The sequence below is a fragment of the Diaminobutyricibacter sp. McL0608 genome (genome assembly GCF_039613825.1).
GTDB lineage: Bacteria > Actinomycetota > Actinomycetes > Actinomycetales > Microbacteriaceae > Diaminobutyricibacter.
The window spans coordinates 2029263-2055143 of record NZ_CP154826.1; the positions used below are offsets into that span (position 1 = coordinate 2029263).

Sequence of the window (25881 nt, forward strand, 5' to 3'; positions counted from 1 at the left end):
GTCAGCCCACCGCTTCGAGCGTCACTGCCGTCAGCACCGGTGCGCGTGGCTGCACTCGCGTTTCGGCTTCGGTGGATCGGAAATGCTCACCCGGATCGGGCAACCAGAGCCGTGCACTGCGTGAAGCTCCCATACCACCGCGGGCCGTCGCCGTGACGGTGACCTGACGGGATGAGAGGTAGCCGTTGCCTGAGCCGAGCCCGTGCCATCCGCTGTTCGTGATACTGAGCTTCGCCTCAGCCTGAGGCCAGTCACCGACCACGATCAGGGTTGCCTCGCGCTGCCGCAGGCGTGCGCTCAGGCGAGCGATGTCACCGTCTTTGGCTCGCTCGGGAGGCGCAACGACCACTACTGTCAGCACATCGACCACGGCGGCCGTGACCGTGAGCCACTGATCGCCGGGGTGCGGGACGAGCACCAGCCTTTCGAGGTCGATGCCGAAACGACCGGCAGCTTCTGCACCGAAATCGGGCATTCCGACGACACCGCACCACGCGCCGGCTGCCGATGGACCCGCCAGCAGCGCCATCAGAAGCGTCGTGGAACCCTGCACCGAATACGCTGCCCCCGCACGCAGAGCCCCACCGGGGAGAAGACCTGCGATAGCAGGGTGGGTCTGAAGGTTTCTGGTCTCGAGTTTCGTTGCCTGCATCTGCCGGATTCGGGCCTGCAGATCACTCACCTGGGCGAGATCCGGCCCCGGTTCGGTGAGAGTAGCGGCAGATGAGGACACTCTTCAATTTTCGAACATATGTTCGAAGAACGCAAATGGTTTGCCGCTTTTGTGAGCAGGAATCAAGCGCGACACAAAAAAGAGAGCCGGGTCCGAAGACCCGGCTCTCAAGAGTTCAGAGACTCACTCACTGAGCTCAGATGGGGCGGATGTTCTCCGCCTGCAGACCCTTGGGGCCCTGCGTCACCTCGAACTCAACCTTCTGGTTCTCGTCGAGCGAGCGGTAGCCCGAGCTCGCGATTGCGGAGTAGTGCGCGAAAACATCGGCGCTTCCGTCATCGGGAGCAATGAAACCAAAGCCCTTTTCTGCGTTGAACCACTTGACCGTACCTGTTGCCATGACAAACTCCTCCAGGAGCGTTAATTGACCTCGAACGTCGAGGCCCTGGGTCGCGTGTTGTAAGCCTGCTCCTGAAAGGATCGCAACGTTCCGGGGGTCCGGTACGCAACCGCTCCATACATGCAAAACACAACGACTTACCCTAAGCCTACTCACAGGTTGCTGCTAATCCACCCTACGAGCACGTTTTGGCCTGTCCGCCGTTGCCAAATCGTTAGGAGCGTCACTGCTCGGTGACGAAGTCGATGAGCTGTTCGACGCGTCCGAGGAGCTCCGGTTCGAGGTCGGCAAACGACCTCACAGTGCCGAGGATGCGCTTCCAGGCGCGTGCGACATCCGCCTGGTCCGCGTGCGGCCAGCCGAGCGCATCGCAGATGCCGTGCTTCCATTCCACGGAGCGGGGGATGACCGGCCACGCCTCCAATCCGAGCCGTTCGGGCTTCACCGACTGCCACACATCCACATAGGGGTGTCCGACGACGAGCACGCTCTTCCCGTACGGGCCGCACGCGACCTGCTCCGCGATCCTGCTCTCCTTCGAGCCGGGGACGAGGTGGTCGACGAGCACTCCGATCCGACGCCCGGCGTCCGGCGCGAATTCGCCCACGATCTCGTCGAGGTGGTCGACGCCTTCGAGGTATTCGACGACGACCCCTTCGACCCGAAGGTCGTCGCCCCATACTTTCTCGACGAGTTCGGCGTCGTGCCGGCCTTCGACGAAGATGCGGCTTGCCCGCGCGACGCGCGCCGGAGCGCCGGCGACGCTGAACGATCCGGATGCTGTCCGCGCCCGCCTTCCCGCATCGGTCGCACGAGGGACGATCAGCGAGACGGGCTCGCCGTCGATGAGGAAGGAACCTCCGAGCGGGAATACCCGTTTTTTGCCGAAGTAGTCCTCGAGTTCGACGGTCGAACGCTCGATGCGCGTGACCGCACCGCAGAATCCGCTCGCGGCGTCTTCGACGACGAGGTCGCGCACGGCTTCGACCTCAGGCACTGGCTTCTGTCCGGCGGTCTTCCACCCCGATGCGAGTACGTCGGAGCCGTAGCGGTCGTAGGTCACCCGGCGAGCGTAGTTCGAGCTGTCATCGCGCTCGCGGAGGCACGCGGTCAGTCGAAGATCCGCACCAGGTTCCAGCTGAAGTCGGTGTCGTCGTGACGCACATCGAAGACGTGCGCCTCGCCCCGATCGCTCGTCGCCTGGAACCGCCAGCCGCCGATCCGCCGCGGGACGCTGCCGACGCCGTATTCGTGGGGTTCGAACGGCCGCCACCATTCGCACGTGTCGGCCCAGACCGTCGGGGTGTCGGTGACGCGGTACGGCGTCGACCGCCATACGAGCCGGATGGGCACACCGTCATCCGTCGTCCACACCGTGACGGCCTCGTCGATCTCCGCCATGCCCATTCACCTCGCTCAGGAATTCGAACATATGTTCGATTGCTCGAGTGTACGTCGCCGGACCCTCACAGGGAAAGTCCTGTTCGACCGTTCCGGCGTGTCGGCGGCGGGTCCACAATGAGACCATGAGCGACTTCACCGATCCGTCGGAATCCAGGATCCGCCTGAGCAACACCGAGCGCGATCAGGCTGTCGCGGCCCTCGAAGCACACGCGAGGGATGGGCGTCTCACCGACGCCGAGCTGGCGACTCGGAGCGCAGCCGCACGCGCCGCGGTCACCAGGGGCGACCTGGGCCCGCTCTTCGCCGACCTTCCCGGTGCCCTGCCTGGGTCGAACGCGACGGGGACGTTCGCCCCGGCCGATGACGCCTCCCGCGATCGCACCTGGGATCGCGATGAGCCCCCGAGGCGGCGGCGTTACGTCTGGACTGCGATCGTCCCGTTCATCGCGCTGATCCTGTTCTTCCTCACGGGCCTGATCTGGGGTTTCGCCTTCAGCTGGCTGTGGTTCCTACTGATCCCGGTGGTCGGGATCATCGAGTACTCCTCCGACGGCGGCCAGGGCCGGGACCGCAACAGGAATCGCGACCGCTGACCTGGCCTCCGGTCAGCCGAGCGTCGTGCCGAACAGCAGGCCGAGGATATAGGTTGCGGCAGCCGCGCCGTACCCGATCCCGAGCTGTCGCAGTGCCCGCCGGAGGGGCGGCCCGCCGGAGAGAAGGCCGACGATGGCCCCGGTCGCGAGCAATACGATTCCGACGAGCACGGCTGCGACGATCACCGCGGTCGTTCCCTGGAGCCCGAAGAGGTAGGGGAGCACCGGAATGAGGGCGCCGGACGCGAAGAAGCAGAAGCTCGAGATCGCGGCACCCCAGGCCGTCCCGACCGCTTCGTGCTCGTCGACGTCTCCGTCGGATGCGGCGCCGGACACCACGGAGCTGCCCGCGTCCGGGTCGACGGTGAAGTCGCGAAGCACTTCCGTCGCATGGGCGGCGGCTTCGTCGGCGCTCATCCCGCGCGCGCGGTAGACGAGAGTGAGCTCGTTCGCGTCGACGTCGAGGTCTGGCAGTGCGGTGCGGGCCTGCGGATTCGGCGTGGATGCGTCGAGCAGCTCGCGCTGGGAACGCACCGACACGTATTCGCCCGCCCCCATCGACAGCGCTCCGGCGAGGAGCCCGGACAGGCCGGTCAGCAGGACGACGTGGGCGGGGAGCCCGCTGGCGCTGATTCCGAGGATGAGCGCCAGGTTGCTGACGAGTCCGTCGTTCGCACCGAACACGGCAGCCCGGAAAGTGCCTGACAGACGGTTGCGACCGCGAGCGGCCAGCGCGCGTACGACCTCCTCGTGGATCTGTTCGTCCGCTGCCATCGAGGGGGTCGCATCCGAGTCGGACGCGTACGGCGAGCGCGCTTCGGCGCGCTGGGCGAGCGCGAGCACGAACACCGAACCGAATCGCCGGGCCAGTACTCCGAGCGTCCGCGTGCGGAGGTCACCCTTCAGCGGTTTGCCGGCCCGGTCGCCGAGCAGTTCGAGCCAGTGCGCCTCGTGGCGGCCTTCCGCGTCGGCGAGCGCGAGCAGGATGTCCCGCTCTTCGCCTGTGCGTCGACCGGCGAGGTCCCGGTAGACGGCGGCCTCGGCGCGCTCGTCGGCGAGGTACTGGCGCCAGCGTTTGATGTCGGCGGCACTCGGCTCCCGCGGGGGAGCGGCGGAGGGGTTCGCCGGGCTGGATGGTGCGTTCATTTCCGTTCCTTCGGTCTCGACCGAAGCACGGTGGGTCCGACGCTTCGGCCATGGCAAGCAGACGCGTTCGCGTCGAATGATTGTTCTGTGGCCGAAGGTCTCGTTCGCCCGCGGTGCGGGTGGTGTACCGGGCTGTCACAGCCAGTATGTCGACACACCGCCGCCGGATCGTGAACCGACGGGAACTACTCCCCTTCTCGACACAGTCTATCGGATGGGGGCGCGGCTCCTCCGGCAGCCCTCACGAACCGGTCGCCCCACGACTGCACGCGCTCAGCGAACGCCGGTGGGGACAGGACGGTGAAGTCGGCATCGACGACGCCGAGCGCGAACAGGGCCCAGTCGGAGCCATCCGATGTCATCTGCGAGCGGGTGGTGTTCGCGTCGACGGCCTCGGATCGCACCCACTGGCCGATCGTGGCGTCGACGTGTGCGATCGGTGCATGGATCAGCACGTCGATCTCCACCGGTTCCGGCGCGAGGCTGCCGAGCGAGTTGCGAACGAAGGATGCCGCGTCGTCTGCGGGCAGGGCCCGCGGACGAAAATGCGCTCCGGTCGGTCGCGGCTCGCTGAGCCGGTCGAGCCGGAAGCTGCGCCAGTCGAACCGGGTGAGATCGTAGGCGACGAGATACCAGCGTCGTCCGACCGAGACGAGCCGAAGCGGCTCCACCCGACGCCGGCTGGTCTGTCCGTCACGGGCGACGTAATCGAATTCGAGGCGTTCCTCGTCGCGGCAGGTCTGGGCGACGGTGGTGAGCACATCGTGGTCGACGGAGGGGCCGGGGCGCATTGTGCCGACCACGGTGGCGGACCGGAGCGCATCCACTCTCCGGCGGAGCCGGGGCGGCATCACCTGCACGACTTTCGTGAGAGCTCGGACCGAGGCGTCTTCGATCCCGGCGATGCCTCCCTGCGCGGCGGTGCGGAGGCCCACGGCGAGCGCGACAGCCTCTTCGTCGTCGACCACGAGTGGCGGGAGGGACGCTCCGGCAGCGAGCTGGTATCCGCCGTCGACTCCGCGGGTCGCGTCGACGGGGTAGCCGAGGTCGCGCAGCCGATCGACGTCGCGTCGAAGGGTGCGTACCGAGACCTCGAGCCGGTCGGCGAGTTCGGCTCCCGGCCAGTAGCGATGGGTCTGCAGCAGCGAGAGGAGCTGCAGCGTGCGCGAACCGGTGGTGGCCATGAGTCCAGTCTGAAGTCGATTGCGGTCAGGAACTGTCCGGTATCGATTCTAAGCCGGTCACACCGGTCAGGCGGTCAGTGGATCACCGTGCTGACGGTGCCGAGTCCACCGTCGCTGGGCTTCGCCTCGAGCGGCGTGGCACCCGGGCGCGAGAGCGTCAGGACCGCTCTCGTGATGTACGGGCTGCGCTCGAGGTCGCATTCGATGGCGACGATTTCGCCTGCAATATCCGATTCGGGATCGTCGCCCGCGAGGTCGACGGCGGCGACCAGGTTGAACTGCTCGGGGCCGACGAACTCCAGGTGAAGGTAGGTCACCTTGTCGATCTCTTCGCGTTCGAGCAGAACGGCGAGAACGGTGTCCGTGATCGCATCCGACGCCGGCTCGCCGATGAGGAAGCGCCGGTTGCGGTCGATCAGGATGATCGCCACGACTCCGAGCAGGACCCCGACCAGGATGGAGCCGATCGCGTCGTAGACGGCGTCGCCGGTCAGCTGGTGGGTGAGCACACCGGCGAAGGCGATAACGAGACCGATGAGGGCCGCAGCGTCCTCGGCGAACACGGCTCGGAGTGTGGTGTTGGAGGTGACCAGCACATGCTCGAGCGTGCCCGCTCCGCGCGCATCCGCCATCCGCCGGGCCTGCAGGTACGACTGCGCGAACGAGATTCCTTCGAAGACGAACGAGATCGCCAGTACGACGTATGCGACGACGAAGTTGCTTCCCGGACGGGTGCTCGTGAGCTCGGCGATTCCGTGCATGATCGAGAAGACAGCGCCGGCCGTGAAGAGGCCGAATGCCGCGATCAGGGACCACACGTACGCCTCGCGGCCGTAGCCGACCGGATGCGCCGGGTTCCGCGGTCGCGCCGACCTCCGCTCCGCCATCAGCAGGAAGATCTCGTTGCCCGCATCCGCCCACGAGTGCGCCGATTCGGCCACCATCGACGCTGAACCCGTCACGATGGCCGCGATGGTCTTCGCGATGGCCACCACGCAGTTCGCGCCGAACGCGATGATCACCGTTCGGAGGCTTCCCGCGCGTCGCCGCTTCGGATCCTGCTCGGACTCTTCGCTCATGCCGCACACAGTAGACCGGGGAACCGGACCGTGCGACTCGCCCGGGCCGCGCGAAGCTTCCGACTGTCACCTACTAACCTGAGGACATGTCAGCTGTCTGGGTACGCACGGCGCTCGTGGTCGAGGATCACGCGTTGATGCGCGCCCTTGTCTCTGATGCACTCAGCCACGCGGGCTTCGAGGTGCACGCGCGTTCGTCGGCTGCTGCGGCGATCGCCGACTTCGACACGATCGACCCCGACGTCCTGATCACGGATGTGGACCTGGGGGAACGCCCGAACGGGTTCGAGCTCGCAACGATCCTCCACGCCAGGGCGCCGCACACCGCCGTCGTCTTCCTGACCAACTACCCCAGATCGGCAGCGTCGTCGGGGCCCGGCGTCATTCCGGGCGCATCCTTCGTCAACAAGGCGGCGATCGACTCGGTCGACGAGCTCGTGAAGGTCGTCGAAGCGACCCTCGCCGAGCATCCGGTGACGGTGGACGTCGAGCACTCCGACGCAGATGTTCTCATCACCGGGCTCAGCCGTGCACAGCTGGACACCCTTCGCCGGATCGCGCTGGGCTGGTCGAACGTGGAGATCGCCCGGCAGCGCGGGACGAGCGTCCGCGCACTCGAGCGCACGGTGGCGCGGACCTATGAGGCACTCGGCCTCGCGAACGATGCGTCGGTGACCCCCAGGGTCGCTGCGACGAACCTGTATGTGCGCGTGTTCGGGATCGCGGTCGACGACGACGGAGCGGTTCCGGAGCAGCACTCAGCATGACGGCTCGCCATCCCTGGATCGCGCGAGCCTTCGGTGACAACGCGATCACGATCTGGTCGTGGCTGCTGACTCTGCCGTTCGCGGTGACGGTCATGGCCGGCTATGAGTTCCTCCGGGTCGGCGAGCCCGCCTGGCGCGCGTTCGCTGTCGCGGTGGTCGTCCATGTGCTGCTCGGGGGAGTCCTGCTGGCTGCGCGCGCCAGCATCCTGCGGCCGGGCCGGGGCCGGCACCGCGTCATGACCGCACTGGTCCTATTCACCGCCATCGGCGTCGTGCGTCCGCTTCTCGCAGTGACCTTGGCGGCCCCTTTCGGCATCGTGGTCGCCCAGGGCGACCTGCTCTCTCGGGTGACGATCAACGTCGTCAGCGCGCTCGTGATGCTGACGCTGATCGCGGTCGTGGTCGACATTCTGCGTGAGCACGGGGAGGTCCAGCGGCGACTGATCGCGGCGCGCACGGCCGTCGAGGAGCGTCGAGCGGATGCGGACCGAGGCGTCGAGGAACTGCGCCGGCAGTTCGCAGCAACGGTTGCTGAGCGCATCGATGCAGCGATCGGCGCGAGCGGCGGAGAGCTCGGAGCGGTGGATGCGGCGATCCTGCTGCGCAGAATCTCCGACGATGTGGTGCGTCCGATGAGCCATGAGCTGTTCCGGGATGCGGAAGCCGTGGATGCTGACGTCGAGCGTCGCGGCACTCCGGCGGACAGGGAGGAGGGCGGACTCGACCTGGGCCGCCCCATCCGCTTCCGCGACCGTCTCCGGCGCGTCGCGTCCGGGCTGCAGCCTGATCCTCCGATCGTGATCACTCTCGTGTACCTGGTTCTCGTCTTCCCGCACTTCCTCACGACCTACGGACTTGGAGTGACGATCATCCAGACGCCTGTCATCGGCGGCATCTACCTCGCCGGCAATGCCGCCACGTTCGCCGTCGGCTCGCGCATCCCGTCGGCGACGTGGCGGATCACGGCGATCGTCGCCTGCTACACCGGTGTGGCCCTCGTCGCGGCCGTGCAGAACGGCGCCGCACTGTCGGTGTTCGGGTATTCGGCCGAGTTCTACTGGGCTGAGGTCGCCAGCTACCCGTTCGTCGCTGTCACCATCGCGCTCATCCGCTCGGTCTCCGTGCAGTTGCACGGAGACGAGGATGCGCTCGCCGCGTCGCTTCGGGAGCGCGTGCGTCTGGCGACCAGGGCCCAGCACCGGCTCAAGGACGTGCGGCTCCGCCTGTCGCACGTGCTGCATTCGACGGTCCAGGCGGAACTTATCGCGGTGTCCCTGGGTCTCGGCGGTCAGCGGGCGCGAACGGATGAACGGACGCACGGTGCAGGAGGCGACGTGCGCCCGGTGGATGCGTCGGCGGTCGTCGCCGGGACCGTCGCCGACATCAAGCGTGCGTTGCTGTCGCCTTCGGTGCAGCGGGCGCCGTCCGCACGAGACGGGATCGAGGGGATCCTCGCGATGTGGGGGACCGCGCTCCGCATCGAGGTCGACATCGACGACGAGGTCTGGCACCTTCTCGACTCCGACCCCACGCGGGCCTCGGCTGTCGTCGACGCGTTGTCGGAGGGTCTCACCAATGCCGTCCGCCACGGTCGCGGGGTCACGGCAGCCCTGATCATCCGGCATGATCCCGGCGCGGACGAGGTGATCGTCGAACTCCGCTCGGAAGGGACCATTGCCCAGCCGCGACACGGCGACGCCGGAATCGGCCTCGCCGCACTTCGGCGGATCGGTTCGCGGGTGAGCATCCGAGCCGAGGACGAGCACGTCGTGCTCACCGTGGTCGTCAGCTGACCACAGCGGATGTCGCATTGACCGACCATCCACCCGCTGGAGTCGGTGGTCCTTTGTAGCCTCGAAGCAGAACACCGGGGCCGCCATCTTCGCGACCCGAACGTGAAGAGCCGGCCCCGGATTCCAGGTGTGTACGAGAACGCCAGTGCGACGTCACAGAAGAATGCCCCGATCGTGATGATCGGGGCATTCTCTGTTACTGCTGTCTCAACACAGTGTGTCCGAGGGGGGACTTGAACCCCCACGCCCTATACGGGCACTAGCACCTCAAGCTAGCGCGTCTGCCATTTCCGCCACCCGGACAGGTGGATGAGCCGCTGACGAATCAGCCGCCGACGTAAGACCTTAGCACGAAAATCGAGGCCTGTTCGTCGCAGTGGTGAGCCCCGGATCGCACCGGTAGCGTTGTGCCATGACGAGCGCGACCGACGACATGACACTCGACGAAACAGCGGTGATCGCCCGCGATCTGATCCGGTTCGACACGACGAACTACGGCGAGGGACGATCGAACGGCGAGCGCGAAGCCGCTGAGTACGTCGCCGCCCGGCTGGAGGGCATCGGCCTCAGGACGCAGTCGTTCGAGTCCGATCCGGGCCGCACGAGCGTCGTGGCGCGTGTCGAGGGTCGAGATCGGTCGAAGCCGGCGCTCGTCGTGCATGGCCACCTCGACGTCGTGCCGGCCGACCCGCGCAACTGGACGGTCGACCCGTTCGGCGGTGTCATCAAGGACGGCATGCTGTGGGGGCGCGGCGCCGTCGACATGAAGAACATGGACGCGATGATCATCGCCGCCCTGGGCGACATCCTGGGATGCGGGCGGCAGCCGGCGCGCGACCTGGTGGTCGCCTTCTTCGCAGACGAAGAGGACGGCGGACGGCGCGGCTCGCACCACCTGGTCGAACACCACCCCGAACTGTTCGCCGGCGCCACAGAGGCGATCAGCGAGGTCGGCGGGTACTCGATCGAGCTCGACGGACGGCGTGCCTACCTGATGCAGACGGGCGAGAAGTCGCTCGTCTGGGTCAAGCTGATCGCACGAGGTCGGGCGGCTCACGGATCGCGTCTCATCCGAGACAACGCGATAACGAAACTGGCCGAGGCGGTCGTCGCGATCGGCCGACGGGAGTGGCCGATCCAGCTGACCGCGACGACCACCCAACTCCTCGCCGAACTCGCACGGCTGCTCGACGTCGATCCTGAGCGCGTGGGTCCCGACGAGCTCGTGCTCCGCACGGGGACGGCATCCGGCTTCATCCTGGCCACGCTGCGAACGACCACCAATCCGACACTGCTGAACGCCGGCTACAAGCACAACGTGATCCCGGATACGGCCGAGGCCCTGATCGACATCAGGACGCTTCCCGGCGAGGAGGACTCGGTGCTCGCCCAGGTCCGCGATCTCGTCGGGCCCGACATCGAGATCGAGATCATGCACCGTGACGTCGGGCTGGAGGCCGCGTTCGACGGTCCTCTCATCGACGCGATCGTCGATACCCTCGACACGCACGACCCCGGGGCCCCCGTGCTGCCCTATCTCCTGTCGGGCGGGACCGACAACAAGGCACTCAGCCTGCTCGGGATCACCGGCTACGGTTTCGCGCCGCTCCGGCTTCCGGCGGAGCTCGATTTTCCCGGGATGTTCCACGGCGTCGACGAGCGCGTGCCACTCGACGCGCTAGTGTTTGGCAGGACCGTCCTCAGGGACCTCCTCCTGACCTACTGAGCACAGCATCGCGCCGGCACCGGCCTCGGAAAGACGCATATGAACTTCATCAACGCCCTGATCCTCGGCTTCGTGCAGGGACTCACCGAGTTCCTGCCGGTCTCGTCGAGCGCACACATCCGCATCGTCGGCGAGCTCCTGGGCACAGGTGCGGATCCGGGTGCCCGGTTCACCGCGATCATCCAGCTGGGCACGGAGACCGCCGTCCTCATCTACTTCTGGAAGGACATCGTCCGCATCGTCAGCGCATGGTTCCGTTCGCTGTTCGGTCGCGTTCCGCGTAACGATCCGGATGCGCGGATGGGCTGGCTGGTCATCGTGGGCAGCATTCCGATCGTGGTCCTCGGCGTGCTGTTCCAGAACCAGATCGAGACCACCCTTCGTTCCCTGTGGATCGTGGCGGCGACACTGATCATCTTCGGCATCCTGCTCGGGATCGCGGATGCGGTGGGCGCGAAGACCCGGCGGCTGAACCAGCTCACCTGGGGTCACGGCATCATCTTCGGGTTGGCGCAGGCGCTCGCGCTCATTCCCGGCGTCTCCCGTTCGGGCGGAACGATCACTGCCGGGCTCTTCATGGGTTACCAGCGCCGCGCGGCAGCGAGGTACTCGTTCCTGCTGGCACTGCCAGCCGTGTTCGGAAGCGGATTCTTCCAGCTGTACAAGTCCATCAAGGACCCGTGCGTCGCCGCGGCGGCGAATTGCACGCCGGAGGTCTTCGGCCCTCTCGAGACCGCTGCCGCGACGGTGGTCGCGTTCGCCGTCGGCCTGGTGGTCATCGCGTTCTTCATGGGGTACATCTCACGCAGGAGCTTCCTGCCGTTCGTGATCTACCGCATCGTCGTCGGCGTGCTGCTGATCGTGCTGCTCTCGACGGGCGTACTGGCCGCCTGAGCGGGTTCGTTCGCTCCCGGGAGGCTCAGTTGCGCCAGGGCTCGTCCGGCCGGCCGCCGGCCTGACCGTCACGCCCGTCGCCCCGGCGTCGCAGGTAGCGCTCGAACTCCTGAGCGATCGCCTCGCCGCTCGCTTCGGGCGAGTCGACCGTGTCGCGCGCCTGCTCGAGCTGCTGGATGTACTGGGCCATCTCGTCGTCGTCGGCCGCGAGCGCATCGATTCCCGCCTCCCAGGCGGCGGCCTCTTCGACGAGGTTGCCGCGGGGGATGGTCACGTCGACGAGCTCCTCGAGTTTGTCGATCAGGGCGAGCATCGCTTTGGGGCTGGGCGCGTTGTGAACGTAGTGCGGCACGGATGCCCAGATCGAGACGGTGGGGATGCCGACGGCCTCGGCGCCTTCGGCGATCGCACTGAGGATGCCGACGGGACCTTCGTAGGTCGAGCGCTCGATCTGCAGCTCGCTGCGCACCGCGGCGTTCTCACTGGACGCGAAGATCGAGATGGGCCGGGTGTGCGGCACGTCTGCGAGCATCGCGCCGAGGAAGACGATCGCGGTGATGTCCGCCGCGAGGGCCGCATCGAGGATCTCGGCGGTGAAACTCTTCCAGCTGCGTGAGGGCTCGGTGCCCAGAAGTAGGTAGATGTTGCCGACGTTGTTACCGCTGACCTGGAGGTTGGCGTCGTCTGCCAGCCCTGGGGCGGTCTCACCGGGTCGCACAGGTCCGTACATCACCGCGGACGGCCATTCGAGGCGGCGACGACCGTCGTCATCGGTGACCACCGTGGGCCGGTTGAACTGGAAGTCGAAGTAGAGCTCCGGATCGACCTCGGCGATGGGCACGACCTCGAGGACGTCCTGGAGGGTCCTGACCGCTCCGCTCGCTGCCTCACCTGCGTCGTTCCACCCCTCGAACGCAACGACCAGCAGTCGGCCGCCGAGGAAGTTCATGCCCTGTGCCACTATCCGGGTACCCCGTTCCGTCGCGGCGACCGTGCGGTCGCCATCCTTCAAGGATAGGCCCGGGGCGCCCGGACTAGACTTGGACCCCGTGACCTCCCTGACTCCACCATCCCTTCCCGCGGCCGTTCTCTGGGACATGGATGGGACCCTCGTCGACACCGAGCCCTACTGGATGGCGGCAGAAGTCGAACTCGTGGCGTCGTTCGGGCATGTCTGGACGCACGACGACGGACTCGCCCTCGTCGGCCAGGGCCTGTGGATATCCGCCGGCATCCTGAAGTCGCGCGGCGTCGACCTGGAACCCGACGAGATCGTCTCCTGGCTGACCGACCGTGTCCAGAACCAGCTCAAGGAGGCGGGTGTTCCCTGGCGTCCTGGCGCGAAGGAGCTGCTGGCCGAGTTGCGCGAGCGGGGCATCCCGACCGCCCTGGTGACGATGTCCGTGCGCCGTATGGCGGAGCAGGTCGTGTCGAGCATCCCGTTCGACGCTTTCGACGTCGTGGTCAGCGGCGACGAGGTGACCGAGCCGAAACCGCATCCGGAGGCCTACCTGAAGGCGGCGGAGCTGCTCGGGGTCGACCCGCGACAGTGCGTCGCGATCGAGGATTCGGTGGCCGGCCTGGCGTCGGCCGTCGCGTCGGGTGCGACCACGATCGGCGTGCCGCACATCATCCCGCTTCCCGAGACGGACGAGCACGTCCTCTGGAGCACGCTGGCCGATCGCACCGTCGACGACCTCGTCGAGCTCGCGGCCGCCCGAACGGCAGCGCTGTGAGCGCCTCCGAACTCCCGCAGAGCAGCGGACCGTTCCGCGCGGGCGACCGCGTTCAGCTGACGGGACCGAAGGGCAAGCTGAACACGATCACGCTGGAACCCGGCAAGGTCTTCCACACGCATCGCGGCGTGCTGACGCACGATGCGATCATCGGACTTCCCGACGGCTCGGTCGTCACGAACAACGTCGGTGTCGAGCACCTCGCCCTGCGGCCGCTCCTCAACGATTTCGTCATGTCGATGCCGCGTGGCGCGGCGATCATCTACCCGAAGGACGCGGCGCAGATCCTCGCTCTCGCGGACATCTTCCCGGGCGCCACGGTCGTGGAGGCGGGTGTCGGGTCGGGCGCGCTCTCCCTGTGGCTGTTGCGCGCGATCGGCCCTGCCGGCACGCTCCGGTCCTTCGAGCGACGCGACGAATTCGCCGAGGTCGCGCGCGGCAATGTCGCGACGTTCCTCGGTCGCGATCCCGACAACTGGTCCGTCACGGTCGGCGACCTCCAGGACACGCTGCCCGAGACGGTCGACGCCGAGTCGATCGACCGGGTCGTCCTCGACATGCTCGCGCCGTGGGAGTGCCTGGATGCGGTCACCGAGGCGCTGAAGCCGGGTGGCGTCGTCCTCTGCTATGTCGCCACGGTCACCCAACTGTCGCGCGTCGCCGAGGCGATCCGCGCATCCGGCCGGTATACGCACCCGCAGTCGAGCGAAACCATGGTGCGCGGCTGGCACGTCGAAGGCCTGGCCGTGCGGCCCGACCACCGGATGATCGGCCACACCGGCTTCCTGATCACAGCGCGCCTCCTGGCACCCGGAACGATCCTCCCCGAACTCAAGCGCCGCCCGTCGAAGAGCGACTACAGCGACGACGACGTCGAAGCCTGGACGCCGGGTGCGCTCGGCGAGCGCCAAGTCAGTCCCAAGAGCCTGCGCAAGCGGATCCGTGCTGCGGGCACGGGTGCCGAGCTCTCGAAGGCGAGAAACCTCGCCGGGGACGACGCGCAGGGCGCACCTGACTCCATCAACTAGCATGGAATGCCGGAGGCCAGCCCTCCCCGCTCCCGTCGATCGCACCGAAAGAGGACTCGTGCACCGCGCATCCGCTCTGTTCGTAGCCGCAGGACTGCTTCTTGTCACGCTCACGGCGTGCTCGTCCGACCCGCACGCCAACTGCGACACGGCGCTGAAGTCGGGGAGCGCCTCCGACGTCGTCAACGTGTCCGGCAAGTTCGGTGAGCAGCCGACGGTGAAGTTCCCGACCCCGGTGCGCACCTCCACTTCGCAGCGCACGACCGTCATCGAGGGCACGGGCCCCCAGGTCCACACGGGTCAGCAGGTCGTCGTCGACTTCATGATCTACAACGGCACGAACGGTCAGCTTCTGCAGTCGACGAAGTACGACCCGTCTGCCGGCTCCTCACTCGTGGTCGGCAAGACGATTCCCGGCCTCGACAAGGGCCTGCAGTGCGCGACGGTCGGTTCGCGGCTCGCGATCGCCGTCTCACCCAAGGACGGTCTCGGCTCCAGCGCGTCGAGCGCCGGCGTGTCACCGACCGACACCGTCGTGATCGTCGTCGACGTGAACAAGGCGTACCTCCCGGCAGCGAACGGTGCGCCGCAGCCCGGCCGCCCCGGCTTCCCGACCGTGGTGATCGCCCCCGGCGGCCGCCCCGGCGTGACAGTGCCGACCACGGCACCGCCGACTTCGCTCGAGGTCGCCGTGAACAAGCAGGGCGACGGCAAGACGGTCACGAAGTCCGACACGGTGGTCATCCACTACACGGGGGTGCTCTGGAAGGAGCGCACCGTCTTCGACAGCACGTGGGACACGGGAACACCCGCGACACTGCAGATGTCCACCGGCCAGACGGCCGCGGGCACCTCACTTCCCGCCGGGCTAGTCGAGGGGCTCGTCGGCCAGAAGGTCGGGTCGCAGGTCACGATCATCGTTCCGCCGAGCAAGGCGTTCGGCGCCCAGGGCAGCGGACCAGTGCCGCAGAACGCCACACTGGTCTACGTCGTCGACATCCTCGGCATCGTCTAGTCCGCTTCAGCGTCCGGGGCCGCCCGCGGCCTTAGGATGAAGGGGTGCCTTCCTCGTCTTCCTCGCGTCCGCGCGTGCCGGTCGAAGAACGCCTCTTCAGCCTCGTGCTCGCCCTGCTCGCCACCGAGACGGGACTGACGAAGAGCGAGATCCTGTCGACCGTGCAGGGATATCGGCAGCGCTACTCGCCGTCGGGTGACAACGCCAGCCTCGAACGGCAGTTCGAGCGTGACAAAGACGACATCCGCGAACTCGGCGTTCCACTCGAGACCGTCGAATCGCCGGGCGACGCGGGCAACAACCAGACGCTCCGCTATCGCATTCCGAAAGGCGCATACGATCTGCCGCCGGATGTCGTCTTCTCGGCTGAAGAGATCACCCTGCTGGGACTCGCCGCCACCGTCTGGCGGGAGGGATCACTCTCGGCGGAGTCACGCCGGGCGATCATGAAGCTCCGCTCGCTCGGAGTCGAGTCCGACGAGCCGATCCTCGGGTACGCACCGCGCCTGAGAGTGCGCGAGAGCGCGTTCGAGCCGCTGAGCGTAGCGCTCGAGCGACGGACGATCGTCCAGTTCCCTTACCTGAAGCCGGGCGAGTCCGCATCCCGGCTCCGTACCGTCGCGCCGCTCGCACTCATCCAGCACCAGGGCCGCTGGCACCTTCACGCCACCGACCAGGACGCCCAGGAGCCGAGGACCTTCCTTCTCTCGCGCATGGTCGGACCCGTGACGATCACCAACCGCACCTTCGAACCTGTCGGCACCGACTTCGCCGCACACGCCCTCGACGAGCTGGAACGCATCTGGCGGCGCAACGTCGCCGAGATCGAGGTCGTTCCGGGCACGGATGCGGCGATGCGGCTGAACAAACGCTACGGCGACCGTGCTCCAGGCAACACGCGTCTGTCCGTGAACTATTCCGACCTGAACATCATCGCCGACGAACTCGCGAGTTACGGTCCCGAGGTCGTCGTGCTCTCGCCACCGCACCTGCGCGAGCGGGTCAGGGCCCGTCTGGCGGCGACCTACGCGGCGCACACCGACAACGCGGGGGAGGCATCCGATGGCTGAGCGGCGTCGGCCGATGCAGGCCCAGGACAAGCTCGCTTTCCTCCTGGCACTGGTGCCGTACCTCATGGATCGCGACCGCGTGAGCGTCTCAGAGGCGGCCGGACACTTCGGGGTGGAGGAGTCCCAGCTGCGCGAGGCGGTCCGCCTGATCGCGGTCTCCGGCGTTCCGGGGGAGACCAGTTCATATCAGCACGGCGATCTGTTCGACATCGCGTGGGACGACTTCGAGGAGAACGACCAGATCGTACTGACCCACCTGGTCGCGATCGACGATTCGCCGCGGTTCTCCGCAAGAGAGGCGGCCGCGCTCATCGCCGGGCTCCAGTACCTCTCTGCTCTTCCTGAGAACGCCGACCGCGATGTGATCGGCTCGCTGATGGCGAAGCTGGCACGCGGGGCATCCGCCGTGCCCAGCCAGGTCGCCGTGGCCGGGTCCGAGACGGATGAGTCGCTGCAGCTCATCCGTGACGCGGTCGCGGACGGCACCCAGCTCGAGTTCGTCTACCTGAATTCGCGCGGCGAGCACGAACGGCGCCGGGTGGATCCGCTGCGCATCGAGTCCGTCGACCAGGACTGGTATCTGCGCGGCTGGTGTCACCTCCGCAAGGCGATCCGCACGTTCCGCCTCGACCGCATCAGCGATCTCCGCGCGACCGACGAACCGATCACGTACCGCCCCGCCGACGTCACCCTGCCCGAGACCCTGTTCGAGGGTTCGCCCGACGACCTCATCGTCGACATCCAGGTGTCCGCTTCGGCGCTGCCGCTGATCGCCGACTACATCCCGGAGGGCGCAGACCTCGTCGACAACGGCAGTTTCGTCCGCACGAACGTCCGGGTCGCGCATTACCACGGCCTGAAACGGTTGGTCGCGGGACTGTCCGGGATGGTGACGGTCCTGGGGCCGCCGGAAGCCCGGGCGGCTGTCGCCGAGTGGGCAGCCGCAGGGGCTGCACGCTACGAATGACGGGCATCCGCCTGTGCACTCCTGTCCCGTAGACTCGCTGACATGCCGTGGTGGTCGTGGGTCGTCATCTGGGTGGTGCTGGTGCTCGCACTGCTCGGGCTGCTCGCCCTGTTCGGCTTCCGGCTGTTCCGTAAGCTGATGGCGGCCCTCGACGAACTGGGGAAGCTCGCCGACAAGACCGACCTGCTCCAGCGACGCGCTGAGGACCTCCGCGAGGAGCGGTTCAGGCCCGCGGTGTTCGCCGACGCGGGAGCCCTGCGGGCCGCCCGCGAGCAAGACCTCGCCGACCGCGAGCGTCGTCGGCAAGCTCGCAGGGATTCACTGGTGAAGCGGGGTAAACTTCTCGTACAAGCGGATCCGCAACAGTTTTCGCATTTGACCCGAAGGACCTGATTCCATGTTCGGCAATGGCCTTTCCGGATGGCACCTGCTCATCATTCTCGCTGTCATCCTGCTGCTGTTCGGTGCGCCGAAACTTCCCGGGCTGGCGAAGAGCCTCGGTCAGTCGATGCGGATCTTCCGCGGCGAGGTCAAGGCGATGAAAGATGACGACGCCGCCCCGTCGAGCACCACCCCTCCGGCCGACGGCTCGACTGCCGCACCGACTGACGCATCCATCTCGCGTCCCGCTTCGACCTCGACCGAGCCGCACCCGAAACCCTAGGTCGTGGCCTCCTCCGTCAAGCGAGGCAAGAACCGCGAAGGCCGCATGACGTTCGGCGAGCACTTCGTCGAGCTTCGCAAACGTCTCTTCCGTTCGGCACTGGGACTTCTCGCCGGGTCGATCGCAGGCTGGTTCCTCGCCGGGTGGGTGCTCGACGCGTTGCGCGAGCCGATCATCCAGATAGCCAAACAGCAGGGGCGCCTCGCAGAGCTGAACTACGACAACATCACCGGCGCATTCGACCTCAAGATGCAGATCGCGGTGACGATCGGCATCGTGATCTCGAGCCCGATCTGGCTGTACCAGATCTGGGCATTCCTCGTTCCTGCGCTCAACCGCAAAGAACTCAAGTACGGCCTCGGCTTCTTCTTCTCTGCGGTGCCGCTGTTCCTCCTGGGGTGCGCGGCCGGCTGGTTCGTCGTTCCCCACATCGTGCAGCTCCTGACGAGTTTCGCACCCAGCCAGGACACGGCGTTCATCCAGGCGAAGGACTACTTCGATTTCGTCCTGAAGCTCGTGGTCGCGATCGGTGTGGCCTTCGTCCTCCCGGTCTTCCTCGTGCTGCTCAACTTCGTCGGGGTGCTGAGCGCGAAATCGATCATCCGGTCCTGGCGCTGGGCCCTCCTGGTGATCATCCTGTTCACCGCGATCGCCACGCCGTCTGCCGACGTCGTATCGATGTTCCTGCTCGCCATTCCGATGGTCGTACTGTACTTCGCAGCGGCCGGCGTCTCATGGCTGCACGATCGGCGGATCGCGCGCGCCGCGATGCGCCTCGAATCCGAGCTCGCAACCTGAACCGTGCGGCGAGGCGTACGCCCGCCACCGGCCGCCATCGGGCGCAGGCACCTAAGCTGGGACGGTGACCGACCAGCTCTCCCCGGCCGAGCGTTATGCCGCGTCGCGGTCGCGCGCCACCCTGCCGAAGCTCGAAGCGTTCCGTGACCGGCTCCGGTTCGACCTCGACCCCTTCCAGCAGGAGGCCTGTGCGAGCCTGGAGGGTGGGCGCAGCGTCCTGGTCGCAGCCCCGACAGGCGCGGGCAAGACGATCGTCGCGGAGTTCGCCGTCTTCCTCGCCATGCAGGAGCCGTACGAGAAGGTGTTCTACACCGCGCCGATGAAGGCCCTGAGCAACCAGAAGTTCCAGGAGCTGGTCGCCGAGTACGGCCCGGAGAGTGTCGGTCTTCTCACCGGCGACACCAACATCAACTCCCACGCCCGGATCGTCGTGATGACGACCGAGGTGCTCCGCAACATGCTCTATGCGGATTCCGATCTGCTGGCTGATCTCGCGTACGTCGTGATGGACGAGGTGCATTATCTCGCCGACCGGTTCCGGGGCGCCGTGTGGGAGGAGGTCATCATCCACCTTCCCCAATCCGTTCGCATGGTGTCCCTGAGTGCGACGGTGTCGAACGCGGAGGAGTTCGGCGACTGGCTGCAGGCCGTCCGTGGCGAGACGGATGTGGTGGTCTCCGAGGAGCGCCCGGTACCGCTCGAGCAGCACATCCTGATGCGCACGAAGCTGATCGACCTCTTCGATTCATCCGGTCTCGCTGCGACGAACCGGGTGAACCCCGAACTCGTGCAGATGGCCCGGTACGGTGGGCGAACGCTGAGCTCGCGCCAGATGAAGGATGTGGGCCGCTACCACTCGAAGGGCGGCCGGCAGGAGTCCTTCCGGATGGACCGCGCCGATCTCGTCGACCTGCTCCAGGATCGGAACCTCCTTCCCGCGATCTTCTTCATCTTCAGCCGTGTCGGTTGCGACCAGGCGGTTCGGCAGGTGCTTCGGGCGGGCGTACGGCTCACCGAGGCTCATGAACGCGAGGAGATCCGCGCGATCGTGGAGGAGCGCTGTCGAACGCTGCTCGACGAGGATCTCGCCGTCCTCGGGTACTGGGAGTGGCTGGAAGGGCTCGAACGAGGCGTTGCGGCGCACCACGCCGGTCTGCTGCCGGCCTTCAAGGAGGTGGTCGAAGAACTCTTCCGTCGCAAGCTCGTCAAGGTCGTCTTCGCCACGGAGACCCTCGCGCTCGGCATCAACATGCCTGCGCGAACCGTGGTCCTCGAGAAACTGGAGAAGTTCAACGGCGAGGCCCGCGTGCCGATCACACCGGGGGAGTACACCCAGCTGACCGGGCGTGCCGGCCGTCGAGGAATCGACGTCGAGGGTCACTCGGTAATCCAGTGGCAGGACGGGCTGGATCCGCAGTCGGTCGCCTCGCTCGCATCCCGTCGCAGCTACCCGCTCAACTCGAGTTTCCGGCCGACGTACAACATGGCCGTCAACCTCATCGACCAGTTCGGCCGCGAGCGCACCCGTGAGATCCTCGAGTCATCGTTCGCCCAGTTCCAGGCGGACCGCGCGGTCGTCGATCTGGCCCGCAAGGTGCGCCAGCAGGAGGAGTCGCTCGCCGGCTACGAGCAGGCGATGAGCTGTCACCTGGGTGATTTCCGGGAATACTCATCCATCCGCCGCCAGCTGAGCGATCTCGAACGGCAGGGCGCACGCCTCGACGGGGTGAGCCGGGGGGAGCGGGAGAAGCGGCAGCGGCAGCTCAACGCACTCCGCAAACGGATGAAGGACCACCCGTGCCACCGGTGTCCGGAGCGCGAGCAGCACGCTCGGTGGGCGGAACGCTGGTGGAAGCTGAAGCGGGAGACGGATGCGCTCAGCCAGCAGATCCGGTCCCGCACGGGCGCCGTGGCCAAGGTCTTCGACCGTGTCACCGACGTCCTCGTCGAGCGCGGCTATCTCAGCATCGACGACGACGGCGGCACCTCGCTGACAGTGCACGGCGCCACCCTGAAACGCATCTACGGCGAACGCGACCTGCTCGTCGCCGAATGCCTCCGCCGCAACGTGTGGAACCAACTCGACGCCCCGAGTCTCGCGGCGATGGCGTGCGCACTCGTCTTCGAGCCGCGGCGCGACGAAGGCCTCGTCTCGGATCGCTACCTGCCGAAGGGTGCGTTCCGCCCGGCACTCGAGAAGACCACCGAGCTGTGGAGCGTCCTCGACGACCTGGAACGCAATCATCGCCTGCCCGGAAGCGAACCGATCTCGACGGGACTGTCGCTGGCGATGCACGGCTGGGCGCGCGGAGGCAGCCTCAACAAGGTGCTCGAGGATGCGGACATGGCGGCGGGCGATTTCGTGCGCTGGACCAAGCAGACCATCGACCTCCTCGACCAGCTGTCACTGGTCGCCCAGGGACCGGTCGGCCGGACAGCACGTCAGGCGCTCGAGTCGATCCGTCGCGGAATCGTGGCGTATTCATCCGTTGCCTAGGCGTCTTTCGGCGCGCACCCACACGGATGCCCTAAGCTCTCACGACGTGAGTCCTGCCGTCCGTGCGCCGCTGCCCCTGTGGCTGGCGTTGGTCGTCGCGGCCGGGGCGGGGCCGGTGCTCGACGCGGGCTTCCCCGATCGCGATTGGTGGCCGCTCGCGTTCGTCGGCGTCGGGATGATCCTGTGGAGCCTGCGGGGGAGGAGCACCCGCAGTTCGCTTCTCGTCGGCTTCGTCGCGGGAGTGTCGTTCTACCTGTTCCACGTTCAGTGGACCGCCCTGTATCTCGGCCCGGTCCCGTGGATCGCCCTGTCAGTCCTCGAGGCGCTCTTCTTCGCACTCGGTTCCCTCCTGATAACTCTTGCCTACCGCTGGGTTCCGGCCGCCTGGCCGTCGAAGGTCGGCAGACTGGGCCTGCTCCCCGTCGTCGTGGCCGGTCTCTGGACCGCACGGGAGTACCTTGTCGGCAACTGGCCCTACGGCGGCTTCTCGTGGGGCCGGGTCGCCGAGTCGCAGTCTCAGAGCCCGTTCGCGCCGCTGGTCGCGTGGTTCGGGATGTCGGGCCTCACTTTCGTGATCGTGTGGCTGGTGGCACTCGTACTGGAGTGCGCCTTCACGGTGGATGTCCGGCGGGCGTGGCGGGTCTCGATCGCGGTCGGTGCGATCGCGCTCGTGCTGGTCATCCCGGCCTGGCCGGCCACGACCCACGGCACGACCAGGATCGCCGCCGTCCAGGGCAACGGTCCGGCGGGTTACTTCGACGACGCGGCCCCCGGTGACGTGATGGCGACGCAGGTGGCCGCGACGGAGAAGATCATCGACGAGAAGGCCGACATGGTCGTCTGGCCCGAGGGCGCCGCCGACATCGACCCGACCCGCGACCAGGACTCGGCGAACACGATCGACGACCTTGCGACCCGGATGAATGCACCGTTCGTGGTCGGGACGATCACCTACCGCAACCGCGAGTACTTCAACACGTCGCTCCTGTGGGAGCCCGGCAAGGGAGTCACCGACTACTACGACAAGAAGCACCCGGTGCCGTTCGGCGAGTATGTGCCAGACCGCCCGTTCTGGCGGATGTTCGCACCGACGCTCATCGACCTCATCGGTCGCGACTACACACCGGGCACCCGTGACAACGTGTTCGACATCAATGGCGTGAAGGCGGGAATCTCGATCTGCTTCGACATCGTCGACGACCAGCTGCTCACCGACATGATGAACGGCGGGGCGCAGGTGATCCTCGCCCAGACCAACAATGCGGACTTCGGCCGTACGGACGAGAACATGCAACAGCTTGCGATCGCGCGGCTTCGCGCGATCGAGGCCGGCCGGTCGCTGGTGAACATCTCGACAGTCGGAAGCAGCCAGATCATCGACCCGTCGGGTGGCACGATCGCGAGCATTCCGGCGTACCAGTCCGGGTCGATGATCTCGGACGTCCCGCTCGGCACGACCACGACGCCTGCGACCCTGCTCAGCCGAGGGATCGAGCTGCTGGTCTCCGGGGTGGGCCTGGCGGCTCTCGTCATCGCCTTCTTCGCCGTGCGGCCGGTGCGCCCGAGTCGCGCCTCCCGGTCCGGCCGTGCCGAGCCGGCGCAGGACAAGGAAAAAGCCGCCTCACACTCGGTGTGAAACGGCTTCGTCGTTCAGACAGGCGACGCTTGAAGCGTCAGGCGCCGATCTTGTGCTCGCCGCGACGGGCACGCAGGTAGGCCAGGCGCTCCTCGAGGAGCTCTTCGAGCTCAGCGCGTGTACGGCGCTCGAGCAGCATGTCCCAGTGGCTGCGGGGAGTCTTCGCGTCGGAACGGTCGACCACCACCGGCTCGTTACCGACGAGCAGGGTCGCCTCGTGGCCGCAGTGCTTGCACTCCCACGTCTCCGGCGCCTCGGCCTCTGCCGAGAAGATGACCTCGGTCTCCTTGCCGCACTCTGCGCACAGGTAGTTGTAACGGGAACGCGGGGAGTAGACGACGCCTTCTTCGCTCTGTAGGCTCTGGGCGCCAAGTCTCATTCCGCGCAAACTGCGATCTGCCATTGTGTGGTCTCCTTCTCGCGATGCATCCTCAGTTATAAACCGTCAAGCTGGGTTTTCTCTTTCCGTTTGCGACTTCTTCCCAGCGGGCTCTCAGATACGCGAGTCGACGACCCCTTTCAGAACGTCGCAGCGGTCGGTCACGATGCCGTCAACGCCGAGGTCGAGTAGCCGGTTCATATCCTCGGGATCGTTGACAGTCCACACGTGGACTTCCCGTCCGGCGGCGTGGATCGCCGCGACAGTGCGTCTCGTCACGACACGGAACCGCCCGGATCGTTCGGGCACCTGAGTGGCGACGAGGCCTGCCAGCGACCGGCGCACCAGCGGGGAGATTCCCAGCTTTCCGGCGATGACCGAGACCAGCACCCGGCTCACGGACGCGCTGCTCGCGACGCCGGGAAGCGCATCCGCCGTGCGTCGCCGCCGGCCCTCGTCGAACGAAGTGATGAGCACGCGCCGCGTCGCCCGTGCCGCCCGGATCGCTGCGGCCGCGCCTGCTTCGGCGGCCTCGGCTTTGATGTCGATGTTGAATCGCGCCTCCGGAAACGCGTCGAGCGCGTCGGCCAGCGAGACGAAGCTCTGGCCGGCTCCCAGGTCGATGCGTCGCAGCTCGGCCATCGTCAGCTGACCGACTGCGACCTCCCGCCCGACGAGGCGATTCAGATCCGGATCGTGGCTGATCACGGCGATCCCGTCGGCGCTCGCGTGCACATCCGTCTCGAGATGCGTCGCCCCCGCGCTCAACGCCGTGAGGAAGGCGAGGAGAGTGTTCTCGGGCGCGGCGAGCGCCAGGCCCCGGTGGGCGATGATCCTGGGATGCGACGTCGCGAAGAAGTCGCCCTCGTACCCTGTGACGTGCGGAGAGGCTGGTCTAGGCATCCGTTCCGGATGCTCCGGGCGCCGCCTCCGGCGCCGCGGTCTCAGGGGAAGCCGGTGTCGACGGAGCGGCCGGTGCGGCCGGAGCCGATGGTGCCGACGGTGCGACGACGGACGAGGTGGCGGGCGGCGCGGGCGGCGACGGTTCCACACCGGGCGCGCTCTTCTCGCCGAACGCCTTGCCGATACCCTGAAGCGCCTCGGTCAGCTCGCTGGGGATGATCCACAGCTTGTTGGCCGCGCCCTCCGCGAGCTTCGGCAGCGTCTGCAGGTACTGGTAGGCGAGCAGCAGGTTGTCGGGGCGCCCTTCGTGGATCGCACTGAACACGGTGGTGATGGCCTTCGCCTCGCCCTCCGCGCGCAGCACTGCTGCCTTCGCATAACCCTCGGCGCTGAGAATGGCGGCCTGCCGCTGGCCCTCCGCGTTCAGGATCTCCGACTGCTTGCCACCTTCGGCCGTGAGGATGACGGCGCGGCGGTCGCGCTCGGCGCGCATCTGCTTCTCCATCGAGTCCTGGATCGAGAGAGGAGGATCGATGGCCTTCAGCTCGACGCGAGACACCCGGATTCCCCACTTGCCGGTGGCCTCGTCCAGAACGATGCGGAGCTGTCCGTTGATCTCGTCGCGCGAGGTCAGCGCCTGTTCGAGGTTGAGCCCGCCGACGACGTTACGGAGGGTCGTGGTGGTGAGCTGCTCGACGGCGCCGAGATAGTTGGCGATCTCATAGGTCGCGGCCCGGGCATCCGTCACCTGGAAGTAGACGACCGTGTCGATCGAGACGACCAGGTTGTCCTCGGTGATCACCGGCTGCGGGGGAAAGGACACGACCTGCTCCCGCATGTCGAGGAGGGGGCGCACCCGGTCGACGAACGGCACGACGATGTTCAGGCCCGGCAGGAGCGTCTTGTGATATTTGCCCAGCCGCTCGACGACCCCGGCGGTCGCCTGAGGGATGATTCGGATCGACCTGAACAACGCGACCAGCACGAAGATCGCGATGACCGCGACGATCACGAAGATCACGATCTGCACCACGAATGCGGTGGGGTTGCTCAATGGACGCTCCTCTCAGCGGGCGCGACGACGGCGGTCGCCCCTTCGATTGCTACGACGGTGACGTTCTGGCCCGGGACGACATCGGGCGTGCCCGGGGCGGTGCGGGCCGTCCAGGTCTCACCGACGGCGAGCTTCACCTGGCCACCTCCCGGAGTGACGGTCGACACGACCGTTCCGGACATGCCGATCAGCGCATCCACCAGTGTCTTGGCCGGGTCGCCGCCACGCTTCAGCATGCGCAGGAGCGGCGGCCGGATAGTGAAGAGGAGCAGCACGGAAATCACAGCGCCGATGATGAGCTGGACCCACCACTCTGCGCCGAATAGGCCGCTGATCAGGCCGCCGACACTGCCGATCGCCAGCATGAGGAAGACGAGGTCGACTGTGAGCATCTCAATGATGACGAAAATCAGGATGAGAACGAGCCACACGATCCAGGCGAATTCGTCCATGAGCGCTCCCTTCTTCAGCTGAT

General features: G+C 67.0%; 27 protein-coding genes and 1 tRNA gene. 15 read left to right on the forward strand and 13 right to left on the reverse strand.

What is annotated here, in order from left to right; genetic code table 11:
* Position 1 precedes the first annotated feature (1 nt).
* From AAYO93_RS09575 to AAYO93_RS09590, 4 genes are all read right to left on the reverse strand, one after another.
* A complete protein-coding gene (locus tag AAYO93_RS09575) occupies positions 2-652 on the reverse strand; it encodes a hypothetical protein (protein ID WP_345764746.1) in 651 nt (216 codons plus the stop codon).
* 217 nt (positions 653-869) lie between these two features.
* Positions 870-1073 carry a cold-shock protein gene (locus tag AAYO93_RS09580; RefSeq protein ID WP_163289618.1) on the reverse strand — a complete coding sequence of 68 codons (204 nt, stop codon included), beginning with the start codon at positions 1071-1073 and terminating at the stop codon, positions 870-872.
* 223 nt (positions 1074-1296) lie between these two features.
* Positions 1297-2136: a DUF3097 domain-containing protein gene (locus AAYO93_RS09585; RefSeq protein WP_345764747.1), complete on the reverse strand. Its 840-nt coding sequence runs from the start codon at positions 2134-2136 to the stop codon at positions 1297-1299.
* A 47-nt stretch (positions 2137-2183) separates the two neighbouring features.
* Positions 2184-2474: a DUF6504 family protein gene (locus AAYO93_RS09590; protein WP_345764748.1), complete on the reverse strand. Its 291-nt coding sequence runs from the start codon at positions 2472-2474 to the stop codon at positions 2184-2186.
* A gap of 125 nt (positions 2475-2599) precedes the next feature.
* Here AAYO93_RS09590 and AAYO93_RS09595 point away from each other — a divergent pair, with 125 nt between their 5' ends.
* Positions 2600-3070 carry a DUF1707 SHOCT-like domain-containing protein gene (locus AAYO93_RS09595; RefSeq protein WP_345764749.1) on the forward strand — a complete coding sequence of 157 codons (471 nt, stop codon included), beginning with the start codon at positions 2600-2602 and terminating at the stop codon, positions 3068-3070.
* A 12-nt stretch (positions 3071-3082) separates the two neighbouring features.
* Here AAYO93_RS09595 and AAYO93_RS09600 read toward each other — a convergent pair whose 3' ends face one another.
* The 3 genes from AAYO93_RS09600 to AAYO93_RS09610 form a co-directional block, all read right to left on the reverse strand.
* Complete coding sequence (locus AAYO93_RS09600) at positions 3083-4216, reverse strand: VIT1/CCC1 transporter family protein (RefSeq protein WP_345764750.1); 1134 nt, start codon at positions 4214-4216, stop codon at positions 3083-3085.
* Between the two features lie 185 nt (positions 4217-4401).
* Complete coding sequence (locus tag AAYO93_RS09605; protein ID WP_345764751.1) at positions 4402-5400, reverse strand: helix-turn-helix transcriptional regulator; 999 nt, start codon at positions 5398-5400, stop codon at positions 4402-4404.
* A gap of 74 nt (positions 5401-5474) precedes the next feature.
* Positions 5475-6479, reverse strand: coding sequence for a cation diffusion facilitator family transporter (locus AAYO93_RS09610; RefSeq protein WP_345764752.1), 1005 nt, complete (start codon positions 6477-6479; stop codon positions 5475-5477).
* Between the two features lie 86 nt (positions 6480-6565).
* On the opposite strand from AAYO93_RS09610, the gene AAYO93_RS09615 reads away from it, so the two are divergent.
* Positions 6566-7246 carry a response regulator gene (locus AAYO93_RS09615; protein WP_345764753.1) on the forward strand — a complete coding sequence of 227 codons (681 nt, stop codon included), beginning with the start codon at positions 6566-6568 and terminating at the stop codon, positions 7244-7246.
* Entirely contained in the window at positions 7243-9039 is a 1797-nt protein-coding gene (locus AAYO93_RS09620) for a hypothetical protein (RefSeq protein WP_345764754.1), read from the forward strand. Before AAYO93_RS09615 ends, AAYO93_RS09620 begins: the two co-directional genes overlap by 4 nt.
* Positions 9040-9257: 218 nt before the next feature.
* On the opposite strand, the gene AAYO93_RS09625 is transcribed toward AAYO93_RS09620, so the two are convergent.
* A tRNA-Leu gene (locus tag AAYO93_RS09625) sits at positions 9258-9342 on the reverse strand.
* A 109-nt stretch (positions 9343-9451) separates the two neighbouring features.
* Between AAYO93_RS09625 and AAYO93_RS09630 the strand changes: the two genes are divergently transcribed.
* Together AAYO93_RS09630 and AAYO93_RS09635 are read left to right on the forward strand one after the other, a co-directional pair.
* Complete coding sequence (locus AAYO93_RS09630) at positions 9452-10765, forward strand: M20/M25/M40 family metallo-hydrolase (protein ID WP_345764755.1); 1314 nt, start codon at positions 9452-9454, stop codon at positions 10763-10765.
* A gap of 39 nt (positions 10766-10804) precedes the next feature.
* Positions 10805-11659 (forward strand): undecaprenyl-diphosphate phosphatase, encoded by an 855-nt coding sequence (locus AAYO93_RS09635; protein ID WP_345764756.1) that lies wholly within the window; start codon positions 10805-10807, stop codon positions 11657-11659.
* Between the two features lie 25 nt (positions 11660-11684).
* On the opposite strand, the gene AAYO93_RS09640 is transcribed toward AAYO93_RS09635, so the two are convergent.
* Positions 11685-12608 (reverse strand): proteasome assembly chaperone family protein, encoded by a 924-nt coding sequence (locus AAYO93_RS09640; RefSeq protein ID WP_345764757.1) that lies wholly within the window; start codon positions 12606-12608, stop codon positions 11685-11687.
* Between the two features lie 148 nt (positions 12609-12756).
* On the opposite strand from AAYO93_RS09640, the gene AAYO93_RS09645 reads away from it, so the two are divergent.
* From AAYO93_RS09645 to lnt, 10 genes are all read left to right on the forward strand, one after another.
* Positions 12757-13395 (forward strand): HAD family hydrolase, encoded by a 639-nt coding sequence (locus AAYO93_RS09645; RefSeq protein ID WP_345764856.1) that lies wholly within the window; start codon positions 12757-12759, stop codon positions 13393-13395.
* Positions 13392-14423, forward strand: coding sequence for a tRNA (adenine-N1)-methyltransferase (locus AAYO93_RS09650; protein WP_345764758.1), 1032 nt, complete (start codon positions 13392-13394; stop codon positions 14421-14423). The genes AAYO93_RS09645 and AAYO93_RS09650 overlap by 4 nt, the downstream gene beginning before the upstream one ends.
* Positions 14424-14481: 58 nt before the next feature.
* Complete coding sequence (locus AAYO93_RS09655) at positions 14482-15438, forward strand: FKBP-type peptidyl-prolyl cis-trans isomerase (RefSeq protein ID WP_345764759.1); 957 nt, start codon at positions 14482-14484, stop codon at positions 15436-15438.
* A gap of 44 nt (positions 15439-15482) precedes the next feature.
* Positions 15483-16508: a helix-turn-helix transcriptional regulator gene (locus tag AAYO93_RS09660; RefSeq protein WP_345764760.1), complete on the forward strand. Its 1026-nt coding sequence runs from the start codon at positions 15483-15485 to the stop codon at positions 16506-16508.
* Positions 16501-17475: a helix-turn-helix transcriptional regulator gene (locus AAYO93_RS09665; protein WP_345764761.1), complete on the forward strand. Its 975-nt coding sequence runs from the start codon at positions 16501-16503 to the stop codon at positions 17473-17475. The genes AAYO93_RS09660 and AAYO93_RS09665 overlap by 8 nt, the downstream gene beginning before the upstream one ends.
* A 42-nt stretch (positions 17476-17517) precedes the next feature.
* Positions 17518-17868 (forward strand): hypothetical protein, encoded by a 351-nt coding sequence (locus AAYO93_RS09670; RefSeq protein WP_345764762.1) that lies wholly within the window; start codon positions 17518-17520, stop codon positions 17866-17868.
* Positions 17869-17872: 4 nt separating this feature from the next.
* Positions 17873-18139, forward strand: coding sequence for a Sec-independent protein translocase subunit TatA (gene tatA / locus AAYO93_RS09675; protein WP_345764763.1), 267 nt, complete (start codon positions 17873-17875; stop codon positions 18137-18139).
* A gap of 45 nt (positions 18140-18184) precedes the next feature.
* Positions 18185-18937: a twin-arginine translocase subunit TatC gene (gene tatC, locus AAYO93_RS09680; protein WP_345764857.1), complete on the forward strand. Its 753-nt coding sequence runs from the start codon at positions 18185-18187 to the stop codon at positions 18935-18937.
* A 64-nt stretch (positions 18938-19001) separates the two neighbouring features.
* Positions 19002-21434 carry a DEAD/DEAH box helicase gene (locus tag AAYO93_RS09685; RefSeq protein WP_345764764.1) on the forward strand — a complete coding sequence of 811 codons (2433 nt, stop codon included), beginning with the start codon at positions 19002-19004 and terminating at the stop codon, positions 21432-21434.
* Positions 21435-21480: 46 nt separating this feature from the next.
* Positions 21481-23070, forward strand: a complete 1590-nt coding sequence (gene lnt / locus AAYO93_RS09690) for an apolipoprotein N-acyltransferase (protein ID WP_345764765.1) — start codon at positions 21481-21483, stop codon at positions 23068-23070.
* A 37-nt stretch (positions 23071-23107) separates the two neighbouring features.
* On the opposite strand, the gene AAYO93_RS09695 is transcribed toward lnt, so the two are convergent.
* The 4 genes from AAYO93_RS09695 to AAYO93_RS09710 all read right to left on the reverse strand — a co-directional run bounded on the left by AAYO93_RS09695 (position 23108) and on the right by AAYO93_RS09710 (position 25858).
* Positions 23108-23473, reverse strand: a complete 366-nt coding sequence (locus tag AAYO93_RS09695; protein WP_345764766.1) for an RNA polymerase-binding protein RbpA — start codon at positions 23471-23473, stop codon at positions 23108-23110.
* A gap of 90 nt (positions 23474-23563) precedes the next feature.
* Complete coding sequence (locus AAYO93_RS09700; RefSeq protein WP_345764767.1) at positions 23564-24352, reverse strand: glycerophosphodiester phosphodiesterase family protein; 789 nt, start codon at positions 24350-24352, stop codon at positions 23564-23566.
* Positions 24345-25406: an SPFH domain-containing protein gene (locus AAYO93_RS09705; RefSeq protein WP_345764768.1), complete on the reverse strand. Its 1062-nt coding sequence runs from the start codon at positions 25404-25406 to the stop codon at positions 24345-24347. The genes AAYO93_RS09700 and AAYO93_RS09705 overlap by 8 nt, the downstream gene beginning before the upstream one ends.
* Entirely contained in the window at positions 25403-25858 is a 456-nt protein-coding gene (locus tag AAYO93_RS09710) for an NfeD family protein (RefSeq protein ID WP_345764769.1), read from the reverse strand. Before AAYO93_RS09710 ends, AAYO93_RS09705 begins: the two co-directional genes overlap by 4 nt.
* Positions 25859-25881: the final 23 nt, after the last annotated feature.

What these genes read in the sequence shown, in the direction of transcription:
- AAYO93_RS09575 (WP_345764746.1), bottom strand. Translation starts at nt 652, where the DNA reads ATGCAGGCAACGAAACTCGAGACCAGAAACCTTCAGACCCACCCTGCT.
- AAYO93_RS09580 (WP_163289618.1), bottom strand. Translation starts at nt 1,073, where the DNA reads ATGGCAACAGGTACGGTCAAGTGGTTCAACGCAGAAAAGGGCTTTGGT.
- AAYO93_RS09590 (WP_345764748.1), bottom strand. Translation starts at nt 2,474, where the DNA reads ATGGCGGAGATCGACGAGGCCGTCACGGTGTGGACGACGGATGACGGT.
- AAYO93_RS09595 (WP_345764749.1), top strand. Translation starts at nt 2,600, where the DNA reads ATGAGCGACTTCACCGATCCGTCGGAATCCAGGATCCGCCTGAGCAAC.
- AAYO93_RS09600 (WP_345764750.1), bottom strand. Translation starts at nt 4,216, where the DNA reads ATGAACGCACCATCCAGCCCGGCGAACCCCTCCGCCGCTCCCCCGCGG.
- AAYO93_RS09605 (WP_345764751.1), bottom strand. Translation starts at nt 5,400, where the DNA reads ATGGCCACCACCGGTTCGCGCACGCTGCAGCTCCTCTCGCTGCTGCAG.
- AAYO93_RS09610 (WP_345764752.1), bottom strand. Translation starts at nt 6,479, where the DNA reads ATGAGCGAAGAGTCCGAGCAGGATCCGAAGCGGCGACGCGCGGGAAGC.
- AAYO93_RS09615 (WP_345764753.1), top strand. Translation starts at nt 6,566, where the DNA reads ATGTCAGCTGTCTGGGTACGCACGGCGCTCGTGGTCGAGGATCACGCG.
- AAYO93_RS09620 (WP_345764754.1), top strand. Translation starts at nt 7,243, where the DNA reads ATGACGGCTCGCCATCCCTGGATCGCGCGAGCCTTCGGTGACAACGCG.
- AAYO93_RS09630 (WP_345764755.1), top strand. Translation starts at nt 9,452, where the DNA reads ATGACGAGCGCGACCGACGACATGACACTCGACGAAACAGCGGTGATC.
- AAYO93_RS09635 (WP_345764756.1), top strand. Translation starts at nt 10,805, where the DNA reads ATGAACTTCATCAACGCCCTGATCCTCGGCTTCGTGCAGGGACTCACC.
- AAYO93_RS09640 (WP_345764757.1), bottom strand. Translation starts at nt 12,608, where the DNA reads ATGAACTTCCTCGGCGGCCGACTGCTGGTCGTTGCGTTCGAGGGGTGG.
- AAYO93_RS09645 (WP_345764856.1), top strand. Translation starts at nt 12,757, where the DNA reads ATGGATGGGACCCTCGTCGACACCGAGCCCTACTGGATGGCGGCAGAA.
- AAYO93_RS09665 (WP_345764761.1), top strand. Translation starts at nt 16,501, where the DNA reads ATGGCTGAGCGGCGTCGGCCGATGCAGGCCCAGGACAAGCTCGCTTTC.
- AAYO93_RS09670 (WP_345764762.1), top strand. Translation starts at nt 17,518, where the DNA reads ATGCCGTGGTGGTCGTGGGTCGTCATCTGGGTGGTGCTGGTGCTCGCA.
- tatA (WP_345764763.1), top strand. Translation starts at nt 17,873, where the DNA reads ATGTTCGGCAATGGCCTTTCCGGATGGCACCTGCTCATCATTCTCGCT.
- tatC (WP_345764857.1), top strand. Translation starts at nt 18,185, where the DNA reads ATGACGTTCGGCGAGCACTTCGTCGAGCTTCGCAAACGTCTCTTCCGT.
- AAYO93_RS09695 (WP_345764766.1), bottom strand. Translation starts at nt 23,473, where the DNA reads ATGGCAGATCGCAGTTTGCGCGGAATGAGACTTGGCGCCCAGAGCCTA.
- AAYO93_RS09700 (WP_345764767.1), bottom strand. Translation starts at nt 24,352, where the DNA reads ATGCCTAGACCAGCCTCTCCGCACGTCACAGGGTACGAGGGCGACTTC.
- AAYO93_RS09710 (WP_345764769.1), bottom strand. Translation starts at nt 25,858, where the DNA reads ATGGACGAATTCGCCTGGATCGTGTGGCTCGTTCTCATCCTGATTTTC.